The 18026-nt window shown below is 72.3% G+C and carries 9 protein-coding genes; 6 read left to right on the forward strand and 3 right to left on the reverse strand.

Going from position 1 to position 18026, the window contains the following annotated elements; genetic code table 11:
- Window positions 1–178: 178 nt before the first annotated feature.
- The 6 genes from P3L51_RS18240 to fxsT all read left to right on the forward strand — a co-directional run bounded on the left by P3L51_RS18240 (window position 179) and on the right by fxsT (window position 11618).
- On the forward strand, window positions 179–2218 hold the full coding sequence (locus P3L51_RS18240) for a VMAP-C domain-containing protein (protein ID WP_354606303.1): 2040 nt from the start codon (window positions 179–181) through the stop codon (window positions 2216–2218).
- Window positions 2219–2330: 112 nt separating this feature from the next.
- A complete protein-coding gene (locus P3L51_RS18245) occupies window positions 2331–3392 on the forward strand; it encodes an AAA family ATPase (protein WP_354606304.1) in 1062 nt (353 codons plus the stop codon).
- A 6-nt stretch (window positions 3393–3398) separates the two neighbouring features.
- Window positions 3399–6449 (forward strand): SAV_2336 N-terminal domain-related protein, encoded by a 3051-nt coding sequence (locus tag P3L51_RS18250; protein ID WP_354606305.1) that lies wholly within the window; start codon window positions 3399–3401, stop codon window positions 6447–6449.
- Between the two features lie 557 nt (window positions 6450–7006).
- Window positions 7007–7198 carry an FxSxx-COOH-like cyclophane-containing RiPP peptide gene (locus P3L51_RS18255; RefSeq protein ID WP_354606306.1) on the forward strand — a complete coding sequence of 64 codons (192 nt, stop codon included), beginning with the start codon at window positions 7007–7009 and terminating at the stop codon, window positions 7196–7198.
- A gap of 52 nt (window positions 7199–7250) precedes the next feature.
- Window positions 7251–8534, forward strand: a complete 1284-nt coding sequence (locus P3L51_RS18260) for an aKG-HExxH-type peptide beta-hydroxylase (RefSeq protein ID WP_354606307.1) — start codon at window positions 7251–7253, stop codon at window positions 8532–8534.
- Window positions 8535–8594: 60 nt separating this feature from the next.
- Entirely contained in the window at window positions 8595–11618 is a 3024-nt protein-coding gene (gene fxsT / locus P3L51_RS18265; protein ID WP_354606308.1) for an FxSxx-COOH system tetratricopeptide repeat protein, read from the forward strand.
- Window positions 11619–11703: 85 nt separating this feature from the next.
- Here the strand turns inward: fxsT and P3L51_RS18270 are convergent, their stop codons facing one another.
- The 3 genes from P3L51_RS18270 to P3L51_RS18280 form a co-directional block, all read right to left on the reverse strand.
- Complete coding sequence (locus P3L51_RS18270; RefSeq protein WP_354606309.1) at window positions 11704–15609, reverse strand: multifunctional oxoglutarate decarboxylase/oxoglutarate dehydrogenase thiamine pyrophosphate-binding subunit/dihydrolipoyllysine-residue succinyltransferase subunit; 3906 nt, start codon at window positions 15607–15609, stop codon at window positions 11704–11706.
- A 301-nt stretch (window positions 15610–15910) separates the two neighbouring features.
- Window positions 15911–16933: a HAMP domain-containing sensor histidine kinase gene (locus P3L51_RS18275; protein WP_354606320.1), complete on the reverse strand. Its 1023-nt coding sequence runs from the start codon at window positions 16931–16933 to the stop codon at window positions 15911–15913.
- 260 nt (window positions 16934–17193) lie between these two features.
- Window positions 17194–17931, reverse strand: a complete 738-nt coding sequence (locus P3L51_RS18280) for a response regulator transcription factor (RefSeq protein WP_023538700.1) — start codon at window positions 17929–17931, stop codon at window positions 17194–17196.
- Window positions 17932–18026: the final 95 nt, after the last annotated feature.

Consider the following 18026-nt stretch of genomic DNA (forward strand, 5'->3'; position numbering starts at 1 on the left):
GGCACGCCGGGACCGGAACCACTCCCCACTTCGGGATCATCCGGCTAGCCTCGTCCCACTTGCCTCAACTTCGGGGGAACGGGGTGCGGATGAAAGACGCTCAGGCCGTCTGCGGATCGCGGGGCGAAGGACGACGACGCGCCCTGCCAACGCCCTCGTACTCCCCATGTGTTGACGCATGAGCTCCCTCGAAGACCCCGTGAGCCGGGGAGTCGTCCGCATCGGCCCAGCCGCCGACGGGTATGACGCAGGCAGTGCCGATTTCTGGGGAAGCGGCTTCTTCGTCGCCCCCGAATGGGTCGTGACCTGCGCACATGTCGTGGACAAGAGGGTGGGTGCGATGGAGCGGGAGCCAGGGGGCCCAGTCACGGTCACCACCTACGACGAGGAGCGGCTGGACGGCGAGATCGCCCACGTCCTGGCCGGTCACGACCTCGCGCTCGTGCGGGTGCCGGGCGCCGACTTCGCCGACTGCCTCTGGCTCAGCGACCGTTCGGCTGCCACACCCGCCGAGGTCGCGCTGTTCGGCTGGGCGGCGACACTGGGGGCGCACGGCGCCGAGGAGTTCGTCTCCACGACGGCGATCGCGACCGGCGGACGCCAGGGCAAGGCGTTGTGGCTCAAGAGCGCCCTGGTGCTGCCCGGTTGTTCGGGCGGCCCCGTCGTCGACACCCGGTACGGATCGGTCGTCGGTGTCATCAAGGGCAAGAAACAGGGCGACGCCACCCTCGGCCGCGCCGAGTCCATCACCGTGCTGCGCACCCTCGGCGACGAGGTGGCCGGCTCCCCGTGGGCGGAGGTCGTCGGCGCCCACGACCGGCACCATCTGCGGCGGTTCGAGGGCCGCGGTGACTGCTGGCCGCGCCTCCACAACCGCCTCGCGCTGGCCCAGGGCCGGCCGCACAGCTTCACGCCGCAGTCGCGCACCCAGCTGTACGGGCTGTTCGCCGACGTCGAGGCGCCCTCGGGGCCCGGCGAGGTGCTGCATCTCGTGAACGGCGCGAGCCGCCGGATGCTGCGCAGCACGCAGCGCATCGAGTCCAACGACCCGCGCACCTGGCGTGAGGGCGCGGGGCTGCTCCACGACCCGCGCGAGGGCACCGAAAGCGCTCAGGCGGGGCAGGACCTCGAACAGGAAGGCGTGGTCCTGTACGCGGCGATGGTCTATCTGACCCTGCGCGCACGGCGCGACAGCCCCGGCGCCCAGAAGCTCCGTGACTGGGTCCACAAGGCCGCCGACGCGTTGGAGAACGAGGTGATCCGTGAGGAGACCCTGGAGATCCTCGCCGGCGGCGACCGCGACGACGATGACGACGGCGCGGTCGTGGGCCGGGGACTTGAGGCCGCCCATGACGACGTCCTCGTCGTCATCGAGCCCGAGATATACGGCACCCACCCCTGGCGCGTGCAGCTGCTGGACCCCGACGGCGGCACGACCACCGTCCGGTACGACGAGGAGGGCGTCCCGCGCGACGGACTGGAGGCCGCCGTACGCCAGGGTCTGAGCGAGGCGCTGGCCCGCGCCGACGCCGGGAGTTACGTCGCGGCGGTCGACTTCCTGCTGCCCCGCGCCCTCTTCGACGAGCCCGTCGACGAATGGCGCTCCCGGCTGCCGCGCGCCGACGAACCGCCCAGCGTGCACACGCTCCCGATCGGACGGCGCCGAGTCGTCGCCCTGCGCGACCAGTTGCGCCGGCGCGACGGCGTGACCCCGGAGTGGAACCGCGGCAGACGCGCCACCGACCGCGGGCCGCTGGAAGCCGTACCGCTCTGTCTGGACGTGCCGGACCGGGGGCACGCCGCCGCCGCGCCCGAGGGCGAGGAGGCGGCGTACGCGCGGCTGTCGGTGAGCACGGCGGGCATCGCGGGCGCGTCCCTGCCGGTGTACTGCGCGAGTACGGCCACCGGGCGCGGCTCACGCGTCCTCACCCGCGCCTTCCACGCCGGCCATGTCGCGGTCCTGTGCCGCCGCACCGGCGAGGACGGACACGACGACTGCGCGGAGTTCTACCGCAGGGCCGCCCAGTTGGTGCGCGAGGCCCCCACCGGCAGCGCGCTGCGCGAGCGCGTGCGGGTTCTGCGCAACCTCAGCGCCGGGCCCGACCGGGACGGCCGGGCCGATCAGGACACGGCCTGGGCACGGCACATCGTCCTCATCTACGATCCGCCACACAGGCCGGCGCTTCCCGACGAACCACTGCACGCCCCACCGCTATGACAGACGCATGCCCCCAACTCACCTGCTGCGGACGGGGTACGGACGGCCAGGCGGGGTACGGACGTCCAGGATGCCGGGCACACGCCGGGCAGACATCGATGAGGAGCCTACTGTGAGCGACTGGCGCATCTACCGGGGAGCGGGGCTGCCGCACGACGGTGCGCGGCAATTACCGGACCCGCCCCCCTGGCGGGAGTTCACCGCGCGAAGCCCCGACGGCGCGGCGGGCGCGGACGGCCTCGACGGCGCGGACGGTACGCCGGACGGGCCGGACTCCGAAGAGGTGGACAACGCCCGTCGGCTGGGCGTCAAACGCCGCCTGGTGGAGTCCTTCCACCCGCGCCCCGAAGAGGTCGAGGCGGTCAACGCCGCGCTCCAACTGCGGCGTCCGCTGCTCGTCACCGGCAATCCCGGCACCGGCAAGTCGACGCTCGCGCACGCCGTCGCCCACGAACTGCGGCTCGGCCGCGTGCTGCGCTGGCCCATCGTCAGCCGTACCACCCTCCAGGACGGCCTCTACCACTACGACGCGATCGGCCGGCTCCAGGACGTACAGCTCGACCGGGCGGTGTCCGGCGACGCCGTGCGGCAGCCGCCCATCGGGTCGTACATCAGGCTCGGCCCGCTCGGTACGGCCCTGCTGCCGTCGGCCGACGGACTGCCCCGGGTGCTGCTCATCGACGAGTTCGACAAGAGCGACATCGACCTGCCGAACGACCTCCTGAACGTCCTGGAGGAGGGCGAGTTCACGATCCGCGAGCTGGAGCGGCGCGTCGAGCGCGAGCCGGCGACCGACGTCCTCACCGACGACGGGACACCGGCGACCGTGACGGGCGGCCGGGTACGGTGCACCGCCTTCCCCTTCATCATCCTCACCTCAAACGGTGAACGGGACTTCCCCGCTGCGCTGTTGCGCCGCTGCATCCAGCTCGACCTCAAACCGCCCGGTGAGAAACAGCTCGCCGCGATGGTCGCGGCGCATCTGGGCGAGGAGGCCCTGGAGGAGGGCGCCGAGCTGATCGAGCGGTTCCTCCAGCGCGAGCCCGGCGAGGTCGTCGCCACCGACCAGCTGCTGAACGCGCTGTACGTGACCCAGCGGGCGGCCTACGCCGAACAGGTCACCCGCAACAGGCTCGCCGAGATGCTGCTCCGCCCTCTCGACCGTCCGAGGTGATAGCGGATGACCACCCCCGACCCGCCCACCGGAGACACGCCCCGCCCGCACGCCGCTCGCCCTTCCGGACCGTCCGACGGACCGTTCGGACGGCAGCCCGCCGGCTCGTCCGCAGGACCGTCCCCCGGACCCGACGGGCTGGCGGAGCTGGTCGGCCGGCTGCGCGCGGCGGGCCGCGAGGTGTCGGCCAGAGAGCTGGCCGAGGCCGTGTGGCTGGCGCGTCTGACGACCCCGCAGCCGCGGACAGGGGATCGTCCGGAGCATCATGAACCTCCGCCCACCCGGCCGCCCGGGTCCGACGACGCCGTCCGGCCGTCCGCCGACGAGCCGGAGCACCGGCCAGGACCCCCGCCCCGCAGCGCCGAACACACCGCGCCCGTCTCGCTCTACGCGCCGTCCGGCGCCGACGCCGTCCCGACCCGGTCCTTCTCGATACGGGCCCCCGCCACCGGAGCCCTCTCCGGCCTGCTCGGCCTGCAACGCGCGCTGCGACCTCTGCGCGGCTACCGCCCGCCCGTCCCGCCCATCCTCGGTGCGGAACTGGACGAGGAGGCGACCGCCGAGCGTAGCGCCGCCGACGGCTTCCTGCGTCCCGTACGCCGCCCGGCCGCGCACCGGGAGGCGGAGATCCAGCTCCTGATGGACGCCTCCCCGACCGCGTCCGTGTGGCAACTGACCCTGGAACGGCTCCGGCAGGCCTGCGAACGGCTCGGCGCCTTCCGCGACGTCCAGGTGCACTATCTGCACCAGGGGCCGGACGGTTCCGCGATGGCCGGTACCGGACCCGACCCGCACCAGACCCGGCTGCGCCCCGCCGACCAGCACCGCGACGTCACCGGCCGCCGGCTCACCCTCGTCATCAGCGACTGCGTGGGCCCGCTGTGGCAGTCCGGCGGCGCCCAGCGGCTGCTGTACCGCTGGGCCGAGGTCTCCCAGATCGCCGTCGTCCAGCCGCTGCCGCCGCGCCTGTGGGACCGTACGGCGCTGCCCGCCGATCCCGGGATGCTCGTGCACGAGCCCGGCGTGGGGCGCGGCATGCGGTTCGTCGCCGACGAGAGGCACGGCCGCGCGGAGCCGCCCGCCGGCGCCCTGCCGGTGCCGGTCCTGCTGCCGACCGACCGGGTCCTCGGCGGCTGGGCCCAACTGCTCGGCGGCACCGGCACCCGTACGATGCGCGGCGCGGCGGCCTGGGTGCTGCCGCAGCACCCGGCGCAGCCCGCGTCGGGGCCCTACGGAGGGGCGCGCACCCCGCAGGCGCGGCTGCGCGACTTCCGCTCCGGCGCGTCGCCCGGCGCACTCGAACTCGCCGTGCATCTGGCGGCCGTACCGCTCTACCTGCCCGTCATGCAGCTCGTCCAGGAGGCGCTGCTCCCCGACACCGGCCCCATGCAACTGGCCGAAGTGCTCCTCGGCGGACTGCTGGAGCGGCTGCCCGACACCGTCGACGTGCCGGGACCGCGCTACGACTTCGCGCCCGGCGTACGCGAACTGCTGCTGGAGATGCTCGACCGGGGCGCCGCCGAACTGGTTCTCAAATACCTGTCGGAGTACGTCACCCGGCGCTTCGGCAAGGGCATGCGCAACTTCCCGGCGCTGGCCGTCGCCCGCCTCCAGGGGCAGGAGGCGGGCCAGCCGACGGTGCCGGAGGACCCCGACGGCGGGCCGCAGGCCGACGAGGAGCTGTTCGCGCAGGTCCCCGCGCGGGTGGTGCGCTGGTACCAGCCCGTACGGCCGGTGCCCGGCAGGCTGGACGAGGTGGAGCGGCTGCTCGGGCTGTGGCGCGACCGGCGCGACCGGCAGATGCTCTTCGACGCGCAGGCGCTCGCCGAGGCGGCGCTGGCCGCCGACGGCGACGGGCGCGCACGGCATCTGCTGGGGCGGGTGTTGTTCGCCCGCGCCAACACGGCGGAGGCGCGCCGCGATCCCGAGGAGGCGCACCGGCTGCTGGTGCGCGCCGAGGGGCTGCTCACCGGACACGAGGCGGCGACGGCGGTCGCCCGCGCGGACGTCCGGCACGAACTGTGGCGCCAGGACGGCGACACCCGGTGGCTGTACGCGGCGGTGGCCGGGCTGGCCGAGCTGCCCGACGAGGGAGACCTCGCCACGGAGACGGCCCGTCGCCTGCGGATGGGCCGGGTCCTGCTCGACCTCGCCGGGACGGTGCCCGAACGGGAGGAGCCCGCCACCGCCTCCGTAACGGAACTGCGTACCGCGCTCGCCCTGTTGGACGACCTGGAGGCGCCCCCGCACCGCCGCGCCGGCGCGCTCCTCGACCTCGTGGCCGCCCTGCGGCTGACGCGCGAGCGCGACACCGCGGAACTGCTCACCCTGACGGACGCGGCCGAGTCGGCGGCGGGGGACAGCGCCCCGCTGCTGCTGCGCGCCCGGCGCGAGCGGGCCCGGATCCACCGCGAGACGGGGGACCGGGAGGCGGCGGCGACCGCGTACCGGCAGGCGGAGCGGAACGAACCGCGTGACAGCCCCGTCCGGTGCGAACTCCTCGCCGAATGGGGCGAGATGCTGCTCAACGAGACCGGCCGTCCGGACCGCGCGGAGGGCATCCTGCGCGAGGCCCTCAGGAATGTCTCGTCCAAGGCCCCGCTCCGCTGGCGCCTCCATCTGCTGCTCGGTACGGCCCTGCTGGACCGCTACCGCGACGACCGCGCGGGCGGCGGCTTCCTGCCCGACGTCTACGAGGGGTGCCACCTCCTGGAGCTCTCGGCGCGCCGCGCCGCCGACCCGGCCACCCGGGCCCTCTCCTGGCTGACGCTGGCCGGCGCGCGGCTGGACCTGCCGGATCCGGAGTCGCACCTCGCCACGGTGGAGTCGGACTACGGGCGGGCGCTGCGCGAGATCACCGAACCGCCCTCGCTCACGGCGGCCCGCGCCCTGCACGGCCGAGGCGAACTGTACGAGCGGATGGCACGCCCCTTCGCGGCCCTGGCCGACTACCGCGCGGCGGACCGCCATTGGCGTCGTCTGGCGGAACAGGGCACCCCGATCCCGGAGGACGAGGCACGGGCGACCCGCGAGCGGGCGGCGGCGCTGGGGCACTGAGCGGCGGGTCCCGGTGAACCGGGTTCGGGGAGTGTCCGCGAAGTGGCGCCGTCCGCCCGCGGGGCGGGGCCCGCGGCGGCTCGTACGGTGCGTCGCACGGGCGGATCGGGGTTGACGACGGCCCGGCCGTACGTGGCCGGCCGACGACGCGGCGAGGCGCCGCCCGCCGCGGCGGCGATCGAGGTCACCGCGGCGTCGCGGGCCGGGCGGGACTCCGCGGACACGCCCCACGCACGCGTACGCGCGCGATTCAGCGCCCATGGGCGTACGCGACCGGCGCATGCATCCACGCGCCCGGTATGCGCTCCCGCCGTGTGTCCCCGAAGTCACGTCGCACGGCCGGAACACCAACTCCCCCTGTGGCGAACGGGTTTCCGAATCGTGGCCCTCGGGAAGTACAACCCTCACGGCATCGCCTCCTGAGGCGTGTGGTGAAAGTAGCGTCGTCCGCCCACCGGGCGTGGCTCACGCCCGCCGCGCGGGCCGCACGCCCTGAGCCGGGCGGAACTTTCAGCACCGGGCGTCGGGGGCATCGGGGGTACTGGGAGGAGCAGAGGGTGCTGGAGCAACGTGTGGCCGGATCCGCGGGGCAGGTCAGTGGGATTCCCGGCAGCCCTGTGCTCCCCGATCTCACCGGGGTCGATCTGCGCACCCTTCAGGGCCTGGACGACGCCGCGCTGACAGCGGCCGTCGAGGACGTGCTCCGCTGCCCCGACTCGCTCACCGATCTGTGGAAAGACGGGCAGTGAAACGGCCCGGCCGGCGGCGGGATTCGGCCAGTCTCCGCGCGGAGCGGAGGTAATGGCTCCGTCGCCGGGGACTCTCGCGGTCCCGCCCGGTGCCCTCGTGCGGCTCGCCGCCACCCGCCAGCGGACATCCGACATCGACCTGTTGCAGGCCGCCCTGCACAGCCGTCGGCTGGTCCTGCTGAAAGCCCTCCTCGCCAGGGTCGAGCGGGCCGGCCTGCCGGCGGACGCCCGAGCCGCGTTCGACCGGGACTGGGGCCTGCTGGCGCGCGCCGAGTCACCCGCGCCCGCCGCCGCCCGCAGGATCCTCGACTACCCCGCCGTCGGCGGCTGGGTCGTGGACGCCCTCAACGCGCCCGGACCGGACGGCCTCGCCGCCGCACTCCACCCCCTCGGCGGGATCGCCGTCGGCACGGCCCTGCGCACCGGAGCCCGGCTCGACACCGTGCTGCCCACCGCCGACGGGCGTCTCGTCCTGCCCGGCACCGGCGTCCACGACGCCCGCGCCTCCCGCGTACGGATCCGCTCCGGCCCGCGCGGCACGCTGCTCACCCCCGTGGGGCACCCCGCCCGCTCCGTACTCCTGCGGCCCGACGGCCGGGGGGCGGGGGCGGGCTGGCAGTCCCTGGCCGTGCTGCCGGGCAGCACCGGCCGGCTCGACGACCTCGGCACCGGACACGCCCCCGCGGTGGACGTGACGCGGCGGCCCGACCGCGCCCTCTGGCTCACCCGCTGGCGCGCCGCCGTCTCCTTACTGAAGTCCGCGGACCCGTGGCGCGCCGCCGAAGTCACCCGGCTCGTACGGTCCGTGGTCCCGATGGCACCGGTCGACAAAGGCGCCGAAGGGGCGTCCAGCGGCACCCTCAGGGCCGCGCCGTGGGCCGTGCACACCGCGCTGCCCGACACCGCCCGGCGATTCGCCGAAGTGCTCGTCCATGAACTCGCCCACAGCAAACTCGCCGTCCTCGCGGACCTCGTCGCGCTGCACCACGCGGACGGCGAGGCCGTCCACCGGGTCGCGTGGCGCGCGGACCCGCGCCCCCTCGACGGCGTACTCCAGGGGACGTACGCGCACCTCGCCCTCGCCGACCTGTGGTCGCGCGTCGCCGAGCGCCCCGGCGCCTCACCGGCCGCCCGCCGGGCGGCCCGCACCCGCCGCGAGGAGTACCGGGCACAGGTCGCCGACGCGCTCCCCGTCCTGTTCGACAGCCACCAACTCACCGAGCAGGGGGCGCGTTTCGTCGTATCGATGAAACAGCACCTGACGTCACTCGGACAGGTCCCGAATAGCCCGTACGCACTGTCCGATTCCCTGTCCGGTGATGGTGACGTTCGGTAACGTATCTAACGCGCCGTCAGGGAACGGCACAGATCGACGGATGGATGAGGAGACGCGCGCATGGTCGCTCAGCGGCACCTGGCGGGGGACGGCGGCCCCGATCAGGAGTCCCAGCATTTCGTGGTCGCCTTCCCGGGCCATCACCGGCCCTGGGCCACCTGGATCGCGCGCCGGCTCGAAGCACACGGCCACCGGGTCACGTCGCACCGCTGGGACCCCGACCGCGAACAGCCCCTGGAGGACGCCCTCGGCGATCTGCTGCTGGCCAGCGGCCGGGTCCTGCTGGTGCTCAGCGACTGGTTCTTCCAGCTCGGACCGCGCCGTGAGGGCGAGTGGAACGACGTCCTGCGCGGCTTCGTCGCCGCGCACGCCGACCGGTTCGCCGCCGTCAACCTCACCAACCGCTCACTGCTGCCCGCCACCGCCGTCCTGGAACCGGTCGACCTGTGGGGCATCGGCGAACAGGAGGCCGAGCGGCGCCTGTTGGCCCGCCTCTCCCTCGACCCGGCCACGTTGCGCGCCGACACGGCGCCCCCCGACTCCCGCTACCCCAGCGACGCGCCCGCCGTCTGGGGCGAGGTGCCGCGCCGCAACAACCGCTTCACCGGGCGCGACGAACTGCTCAACCGGGTTCAGGAATCGCTCTCCGACGTCGAGCCGGGCGCGTCCGTCTGCGCGCTGGTGGGAATGGCGGGCATCGGCAAGACCCAGCTCGCCGCGGAGTACGCGCACCGCTTCATGCCGGACTACGACGTCGTGTGGTGGGTCAACTCCGACCAGCGCGGCACCCAGCGCGACCGGTTCGGCGAGCTGGCACCGGCGCTCGGACTGCGCAGCGGCTCCGAGCCCGGCGAGCGGATCCGCGCCGTGCGCGACGCGCTGCGCCGCGGCGATCCGCACACCCGCTGGCTGCTGATCTTCGACGGCTGGGAGGACGTGGAGGAGGCCGCCCGCATGCTGCCCCAGGGCGGCACCGGCCATGTCCTGATCACCTCCCGCAACCACGGCTGGCGCAGCATGGGCGACGTCGTGGAGGTGCCCGTCTTCCGCCGTGCCGAGTCGACCGGCTATCTGATGCGCAGGGCCCCGCACATCACGGCGCGCGAGGCCGACGAGGTCGCCGCCGAGTTCCAGGACCTGCCGCTCCAGATGGCGCACGCGGCGGCGCTCCTCGGTGAGATGCGGATGCCCGTACCGGAATACCTCGACAAGGTCCACAGCGGTGAGATCAACCCCCTGGACGAGGTCTCCGAGCTGGGCAACTACCCCAGCTCCTCGCTCACCTCCTGGTCGATGCTCCTCAACCGGGTCCGCGATTCCGAGCCGCGCGCCCTCGAACTCCTCAAGCTCTGCGCCTGCTTCGCACCCGGCCGCATCCCCATCGGACTCGTCCGCGGCATGACCCCCGCGGATCTCCCCGAGCAGCTGCGCTGGATCGCCGACAACAGCCCCGACTGGCCGCGCGCGCTGGACACCCTCGCCAACTACTCCGTCATCACCAAGGATTCGCGGAGCCCGTCCGTGTCGGCCGGCCACGACGGGGGCCCCCGCCAGGAGTCCGTCCATATGCACCGCGTCGTGCACGGCATCGTCAGTCGGCTCACCGCCGGGGACGACCGCGAGATCCACCGCGCCGTGGTCCGTCAGGTCCTCGTCGGCAGCGACCCCGGTGAGCCCTCCGACAGCAGGCAGTGGCCCCGGTACGCCGAGATCCTGCCGCAGCTCGAAACCTCGGGCTCGCTGGAGAGCACCCACCCGCGCACGATCCAGCTCGTCCTCAACTGCCTGGAGTACTGCTACAACAGCGGCGAGTACACGGTGGGCATGGACCTGGCCAGGCGGGTCAGGGAGAAGTGGGCCGGCCTGTTCGCGCCCGACTCCGAGTACATGCTGGAGCTGACCGCCCAGACCACGGTGATGCTGCGGGCGAGCGGCCGGTTCCACGAGGCGTACGACCGGGACAGCGCGGTCCTCGACCTGCTGCTGGCTCAGTCGGAGCCCGACCCGGTCAGGCTGATGACGGCCAACAGCGGACTCAGCTCCGACCTGCGGTTCCTGGGCCGCTATCCGGAGTCGTTCCGGCTCCAGCGGGACGTCGTCGACGTCGGCCGGGAGCTTCGCGGCGCCGACGAGTGGACCACTCTTCACGCCCAGCACAACCTGGGCGTGGTCCTGCGGCTCCTCGGCCAGTACGAGAAGGCATACGAGACCGACCTCGACACGCTCCGCAAACGCGAGGCGGTCCTGCGCGCCCGGCACTCCGACACACTGCACTCGGGCAATGCCTGCGCCCGCGACCTGCGGCTCCTCGGCCGCTACCACGACGCCCTGGCTCGCCAGGAGTTGATCGTGCGGACCCAGATCCAGGTCCTCGGCGAGCGGCACCCGCAGACGCTGTGGGCGCAGCACAACCTCATCCTGTGCAAGCGCAGGGCGGGGTCCCAGGGCGAGGACATCGGTCCGATGATGGCCGACCTGCTCGCCCGCCACGAGCGTGTGAACGGCAAGGGCCACCACAACAACCTGATGCTCGTCACCGACTACGCCAACTACCTGCGGGTGTACGGCGATCTGGGCAGGGCCAAGGCCCTCCTCGTCGAGGCGGACGACGCCTACCGCACCCTGGTCGGCCAGGCCCACCCCGTACCGACCGGCATGCAGTCCAACGTGGGCCTCCTCATGCAGGCCGAGGGGAACAGGGACGGCGCGCTCGTCCTCTTCGAGCAGGCGCTGACCGGTCTGCGCACCCTGCTCGGCGACGACCACCCGTGGACGCTGGGCTGCGCGCTGAACGCGGCGGGCGGGCGGAATCTCACCGGCCGTCTGGAGGAGGCCGCCGAGCTGAGCAGGGAGACGCTGCGGCGCTCGCGTGCCGCGCTCGGCGACGACCATCCGCTGACCCTCTCCAGCCAGACGGCGCTCGCGGCCGATCTGCGGGCGCTCCAGCAGCGCGAGGAGGCCGACAAGGTCGAGGAGGACGCGCTCCAGAAGTTGACGCGCACGATGGGCGCGCAGCACCAGCACACGCTGTCGGCACGCCAACGGGTGCGGCCCTACTGGGACTTCGAGCCGTATCTGGGCTGAGCACACCGCGTCGCGCACGTACGAGGGCCCGGCACCGCTTCCGCGCGGTGCCGGGCCCTCGTACGTACTACGTCACTGCCTCGGGTCAGGCGTCGAACACCTCGGCGCACAGCTGCGCCTGCTCCGCCTGGTGCCGCTTCGCGGAACCGACAGCGGGCGAGGAGGACGCGGTCCGCGAGATACGGCGCAGCCGCTCCTCGTGCGGGACGTCGGCCCCGACCGCCAGGTCCAGGTGGTCGATCAGGTTGAGCGCGATGAACGGCCACGCACCCTGGTTCGCCGGCTCCTCCTGCGCCCACAGGTACTTCTCGGCGTTCGGGTACTTCGCGATCTCCGCCTGGAGCTCCGCGCCCGGCAGCGGGTACAGCCGCTCCAGCCGGATGACCACCGTGTCCGTCAGCCCGCGCTTCTGCCGCTCGGCGTCCAGGTCGTAGTAGACCTTGCCCGCGCAGAAGACGACCTTGCGGACGTCCGTCGGATTGATCGTGCCCGCCTCGGCCATCGAGTCGCCGATCACCGGGCGGAAACCGCCGGTGGTGAACTCCTCGATCTTCGACGTCGCCGCCTTCAGCCGCAGCAGCAGCTTCGGGGTGAAGACGACGAGCGGCTTGTGGTGCGGGTTGTGGACCTGCCAGCGCAGCAGGTGGAAGTAGTTCGACGGCAGGGTCGGCATCGCGACCGTCATGTTGTTCTGCGCGCACATCTGGAGGAAGCGCTCGGGGCGCGCGGACGAGTGGTCCGGGCCCTGGCCCTCGTAGCCGTGCGGCAGCAGCAGCGTGACGCCCGAGGTCTGGCCCCACTTCTGCTCCGCCGAGGAGATGAACTCGTCGACGACGGTCTGCGCCCCGTTGACGAAGTCGCCGAACTGGGCCTCCCACATGACCAGCGACTCCGGGCGGGCCAGCGAGTAGCCGTACTCGAAGCCCATCGCCGCGTACTCGCTCAGCAGCGAGTCGTAGACGTTGTAACGGGCCTGGTCCTCGCCCAGGTAGAGCAGCGGGGTGTAGTCCTCGCCGGTCTCCTGGTCCACCAGCACCGCGTGGCGCTGGCCGAACGTGCCGCGGCGGGTGTCCTGGCCCGACAGCCGGACCGGGGTGCCCTCCATCAGCAGCGAGCCGATGGCGAGCGTCTCGCCGGTGCCCCAGTCGATCGTGCCGTCCTCCACCGACGCCGCACGGCGCTGCATCTGCGGCATCAGCCGCGGGTGCACCGTGATGTGGTCGGGGATGTTGACCTGGGACTCGGCGATCCGCTTGACGACCTCCTGCGAGATGGCCGTCGTGACCGCGACCGGGAACTCCGCCTGGGCGTCCGGGACATGGGTCGGAGCCGGGTGCGACGTGGCCTCGCGGACCTCGGCGAACACCTTCTCCAACTGGCCCTGGAAGTCCTGGAGCGCCTGCTCGGCCTCTTCCAGCGTGATGTCGCCGCGACCGATCAGCGACTCGGTGTAGAGCTTGCGCACCGAGCGCTTCTTGTCGATCAGGGTGACCATCTGCGGGTTGGTGAACTGCGGGTTGTCGCCCTCGTTGTGACCGCGGCGGCGGTAGCAGATGAGGTCGATCACGACGTCCTTGTTGAACGTCTGGCGGAACTCGAACGCGAGCCGCGCCACCCGGACACACGCCTCCGGGTCGTCACCGTTGACATGGATGATCGGCGCCTCGATCATGCGCGCGACGTCGGTCGCGTACATCGAGGAGCGCGACGCCTCCGGGGCGGCGGTGAAGCCGACCTGGTTATTGATCACCACGTGCACCGTGCCGCCGGTGCGGTAGCCGCGCAGCTGCGACATGTTGAGCGTCTCGGCGACCACACCCTGGCCCGCGAAGGCCGCGTCGCCGTGCAGTGCGACGGGCAGCACGGTGAAGTCCGTGCCCGCCTTGTTGATGATGTCCTGCTTGGCGCGCGCGATGCCTTCGAGGACCGGGTCGACCGCCTCCAGGTGCGAGGGGTTCGCGGCCAGCGACACCTTGATCTGCTCGCCGTCGAGACCGGTGAAGGTGCCCTCGGCGCCCAGGTGGTACTTCACGTCGCCGGAGCCGTGCATCGACTTCGGGTCGAGGTTGCCCTCGAACTCGCGGAAGATCTGCGCGTACGACTTGCCGACGATGTTCGCCAGGACGTTCAGCCGGCCGCGGTGGGCCATGCCGATGACGACCTCGTCGAGCCGCGACTCGGCCGCCGAGTCGATGACCGCGTCGAGCAGCGGGATGACGGACTCGCCGCCCTCCAGCGAGAACCGCTTCTGGCCGACGTACTTGGTCTGGAGGAACGTCTCGAACGCCTCGGCGGCGTTGAGCCTGCGCAGGATCCGCAGCTGCTCCTCGCGCTCCGGCTTGGAGTTGGAGCGCTCGATGCGGTCCTGGAGCCACTTGCGCTGCTTCGGGTCCTGGATGTGCATGAACTCGACGCCGGTGGTGCGGCAGTACGAGTTGCGCAGCACGCCCAGGATGTCGCGCAGCTTCATCATCGACTGGCCGGCGAAGCCGCCGACCGCGAACTCCCGCTCCAGGTCCCACAGTGTGAGGCCGTGCTCGGTGATGTCCAGGTCGGGGTGCTTGCGCTGGCGGTACTCCAACGGGTCGGTGTCGGCCATGACATGGCCGCGCACCCGGTAGGAGTGGATCAGCTCGAAGACCCGCGCGGGCTTCGTGACGTCCTCGTCGTGCGACGCGTCGATGTCCTTGAGCCAGCGGACCGGCTCGTACGGGATCCGCAGCGACTGGAAGATCTCGTCGTAGAACTCGTTCTCGCCGAGCAGCAGTTGACTGACGACCCGCAGGAACTCGCCGGAGGCGGCGCCCTGGATGACGCGGTGGTCGTACGTGGAGGTCAGCGTCATGACCTTGGAGATGCCCAGCTTGTTCAGGGTGTCCTGCGAGGTGCCCTGGAACTCCGCCGGGTAGTCCATCGAGCCGACGCCCATGATGACCGACTGACCGGGCATCAGACGCGGCACGGAGTGCACCGTGCCGAGGCCGCCCGGGTTGGTCAGCGAGACGGTGACGCCGGTGAAGTCGTCCATCGTCAGCTTGTTGGTGCGGGCGCGGCGGACGATGTCCTCGTACGCCTGCCAGAACTCGAAGAAGTTGAGCGTCTCGGCCTGCTTGATGCCGGCGACGACGAGCTGGCGGTCGCCGTTCGGCTTCACCAGGTCGATGGCGAGACCGAAGTTGATGTGCTCCGGCTTGACCAGGGTGGGCTTGCCGTCCTTCTCCGTGAAGGAGTAGTTCATCGACGGCATGGCCTTGATGGCCTGCACCATCGCGTACCCGATGAGGTGCGTGAAGGAGATCTTGCCGCCGCGCGCCCGCTTCAGGTGGTTGTTGATGACGATGCGGTTGTCGAAGAGCAGCTTCACCGGGACGGCGCGCACGGACGTGGCCGTGGGCACCTCCAGCGACATGTTCATGTTCTTCGCGACAGCGGCCGACGGGCCGCGCAGCGTCACGTACTCGGGGCCCGTGGGCTCCTCGGCCGGCTCCTGCTTCGGCTCGGCGGCGGGCCTGGCGGCGGCCGGCTTGGCGGCGGGCGCGGCCTTGGCCGGCGCGGGGGCCGCGGCGGCGGGCCGTGCCGGAGCGGCGGGGGCGGCGGCCGGCGCCTGGGACTCGGCCTTGGGGGCCTGGGCCTGCGCGGGAGCGGCTGCCACGGGCTTCGCCGGTGCGGCGGGAGCCGGTGCGGCGGTGGCGGTCGTGGCCGCCGGCGCGGTCGGTGCCGGGCTCACCGCAGCCCCCGCGGCTGCGGTGGATGTCGCGGCGGTGGATGTCGCCGCGGGCTCCGGGGTTTTGTCCGCCGCACCGGTATTGCCCGGCTTGTAGTCGGCGAAGAAGTCCCACCAGGCACGGTCGACCGAATTCGGGTCCTGGAGGTACTGCTGGTAGATCTCGTCGACGAGCCATTCATTCGGCCCGAAGGCGGCGGCAGGATTCTTTTCCTGCCCCGTTCGGTCGGTCGAGACGCTTGAGTTACTGGGGGACTGAGACGACACGGCGGCAACCGCCCTCTTCCGCTTCACAAGGTGATGGACAGCGGGAATCAAGGCTACGCCTACCGGACCGAGAGGAGCAGACCGGGCGGGGGCAACGTCATGCAAGTCACACCGGAAGGCGGGTTTCGGCGCAGGAATTGGCGGGAAACAAGCCAGGTTTCCTTGGAGCTGTCCTCGGAACTGCGGACGCACCATGTCGCTGACGCCGCCTTTTCGGCCCCCGAACGGGGTCCGCGTCGGCAGCACCCGACCGAATGCCCGTGGAACGGACTCTTCCGGTGCCTCCGGTTCGAACCCTACGTCAACCCCGCGCCCGGGGGATTCCCGGAAGTGTCACCTGGATGAGGCACCCGCGTACGGATTCGGCCACGCCGATGCGTCCGCCGTGCAGATCCACCGCCCAACTCGCGATCGCGAGCCCCAGTCCCGTACCGCCGTCACTGCCCGGCCCGTGCGGCGACGGGGAGCTGCCCCGGTTGAAGCGCTCGAAGACCCGGTGCCGCTCCGGCTCCGGGATACCGGGCCCCTCGTCCTGGATCTCCAGATCCAGCGACTCGGGACCGCGCCCGCGCCGCGCCCGCACCGTCACCCGGCCGTGCGGCGGGCTGTGCTTGACCGCGTTGTCGATGAGATTCGCCACCACCTGGTGCAGCCGCTCCGCGTCCGCGTGCGCCGTCAGCTCCGGCGGCGACACGTCCAGATGCAGATGGACGTCCGTACGGGTGTGATTGCCCGAACCGGAACTGAGAGCGCGCTGCGAGGCCGCGAGATTGGCCTCCTTCAGCACCCCGGACAGATACGGCCACACCTCGAAGCGCCGCGCCTTGAGCGGCAGTACGCCGTTGTCGAGCCGGGAGAGGTCCAGCAGCGTCTCGACGAGCCTGCCCAGGCGCTCGGTCTGCTTCAGCGCCGTACGCATCGTCTCCGGGTCGGCGGCGGACACACCGTCCACCACGTTCTCCAGTACGGCGCGCAGCGCGGCGATCGGCGTGCGCAGCTCGTGCGAGACGTTGGCGACCAGCTCCTTGCGGTGCCGGTCCACGGCCTCCAGGTCGTCCGCCATGCGGTTGATGGTCGAGGCCAGGTCGCCCAGCTCGTCACGGCGGTCGGCGCCGCTCACGCGCCGTGTGTAGTCACCGTGCGAGATGCCCTTCGCGACGGTGTTCATCTCGTCCAGCGGGGCCGTCAGACCGTGCGCCACGAACTGCGTTATCAACAGCGTCGCGATCATGGAGAAGACCGTGATGAAGCGCAGCTCGGTCTCGGTGCGCAGCGCCACCATCAGCAGGCCCGTGGTGATGAGCACGGAGACCACGACGAGCATGCCGAGCTTCGTCTTGATGGAGAACGGCCGCAGACCGCCGCCGTCCACCCCACCGTGCCCGCCGAGAGACCCGTGTCCCGCCCTGATCCTGGCCGGGCCCTTCCGCGCGGGACCGTGCCCGCCGCCGGTGCCGCCCCCGGCCGGCCGGGGCGCGCCCGTACGGGACGGGCGGGCAGCGCGCGCCGGGCGCGGCGTACGGCCGCCGCGGTCCGTACGTTCCGGGACCTCGTCCCGCTCGCCCCTGCCGCCCGGCGACCGGCTCATGGCGCCGGTGTCTCCAGGGCGTATCCCACACCGTGCACCGTACGGATCCGCTCGGCGCCGATCTTCCGGCGCAGCGCCTTGATGTGGCTGTCGACCGTACGGGTGCCCGAGGCGTCCGCCCAGTCCCACACCTCGGCCAGCAGCTGCTCCCGCGAGAGCACGGCGCGCGGTGTGTTCGCCAGGCAGACCAGCAGGTCGAACTCGGTGGGTGTCAGATGGACGTCCTCGCCGCGCACGCGCACCCGGCGCTGCGCGTGGTCGATCTCCAGCTCGCCGAGGCGCAGGATCCCGCTGCGCGGCGTCACGGCGGCCAGCGCCGCGCGCTCCACGCGGCGCAGCAGTACATGCACGCGCGCCGCCAGCTCCCGCATCGAGAACGGCTTGGTCATGTAGTCGTCGGCCCCGACACCGAGCCCCACGAGCATGTCGGTCTCGTCGTCGCGCGCCGTCAGCATCAGCACCGGCACCGGACGCTGCGCCTGGACGCGGCGGCAGACCTCCAGACCGTCGAAGCCGGGCAGCATCACGTCGAGGACCATCAGATCCGGCTGCCACGCCTCGGCGGCGTCCACGGCGGCCGGGCCGTCGACCGCCGTCTGGACGACGAAGCCCTCGGCACGCAGCCGGGCCGCGATGGCGTCCACGATCGTCGCGTCGTCCTCGACCACGAGCACCCGGCGCTGCGCGCCGGGAGTGGCCGCGACCCCGTTCTGGCTGGTGTGTGTCTGCTCCATCGCCCCGCCCCTGCTACGTTCCGCGATCCGTGTTCCTCGATCCGCCGTCTGCGTGCGGATGGCGGATCCCGTGTGTGGGGAGCAGCGTAGAGGCA

Source organism: Streptomyces panacea, assembly GCF_040560175.1.
GTDB classification, from domain to species: Bacteria; Actinomycetota; Actinomycetes; order Streptomycetales; family Streptomycetaceae; genus Streptomyces; species Streptomyces panacea.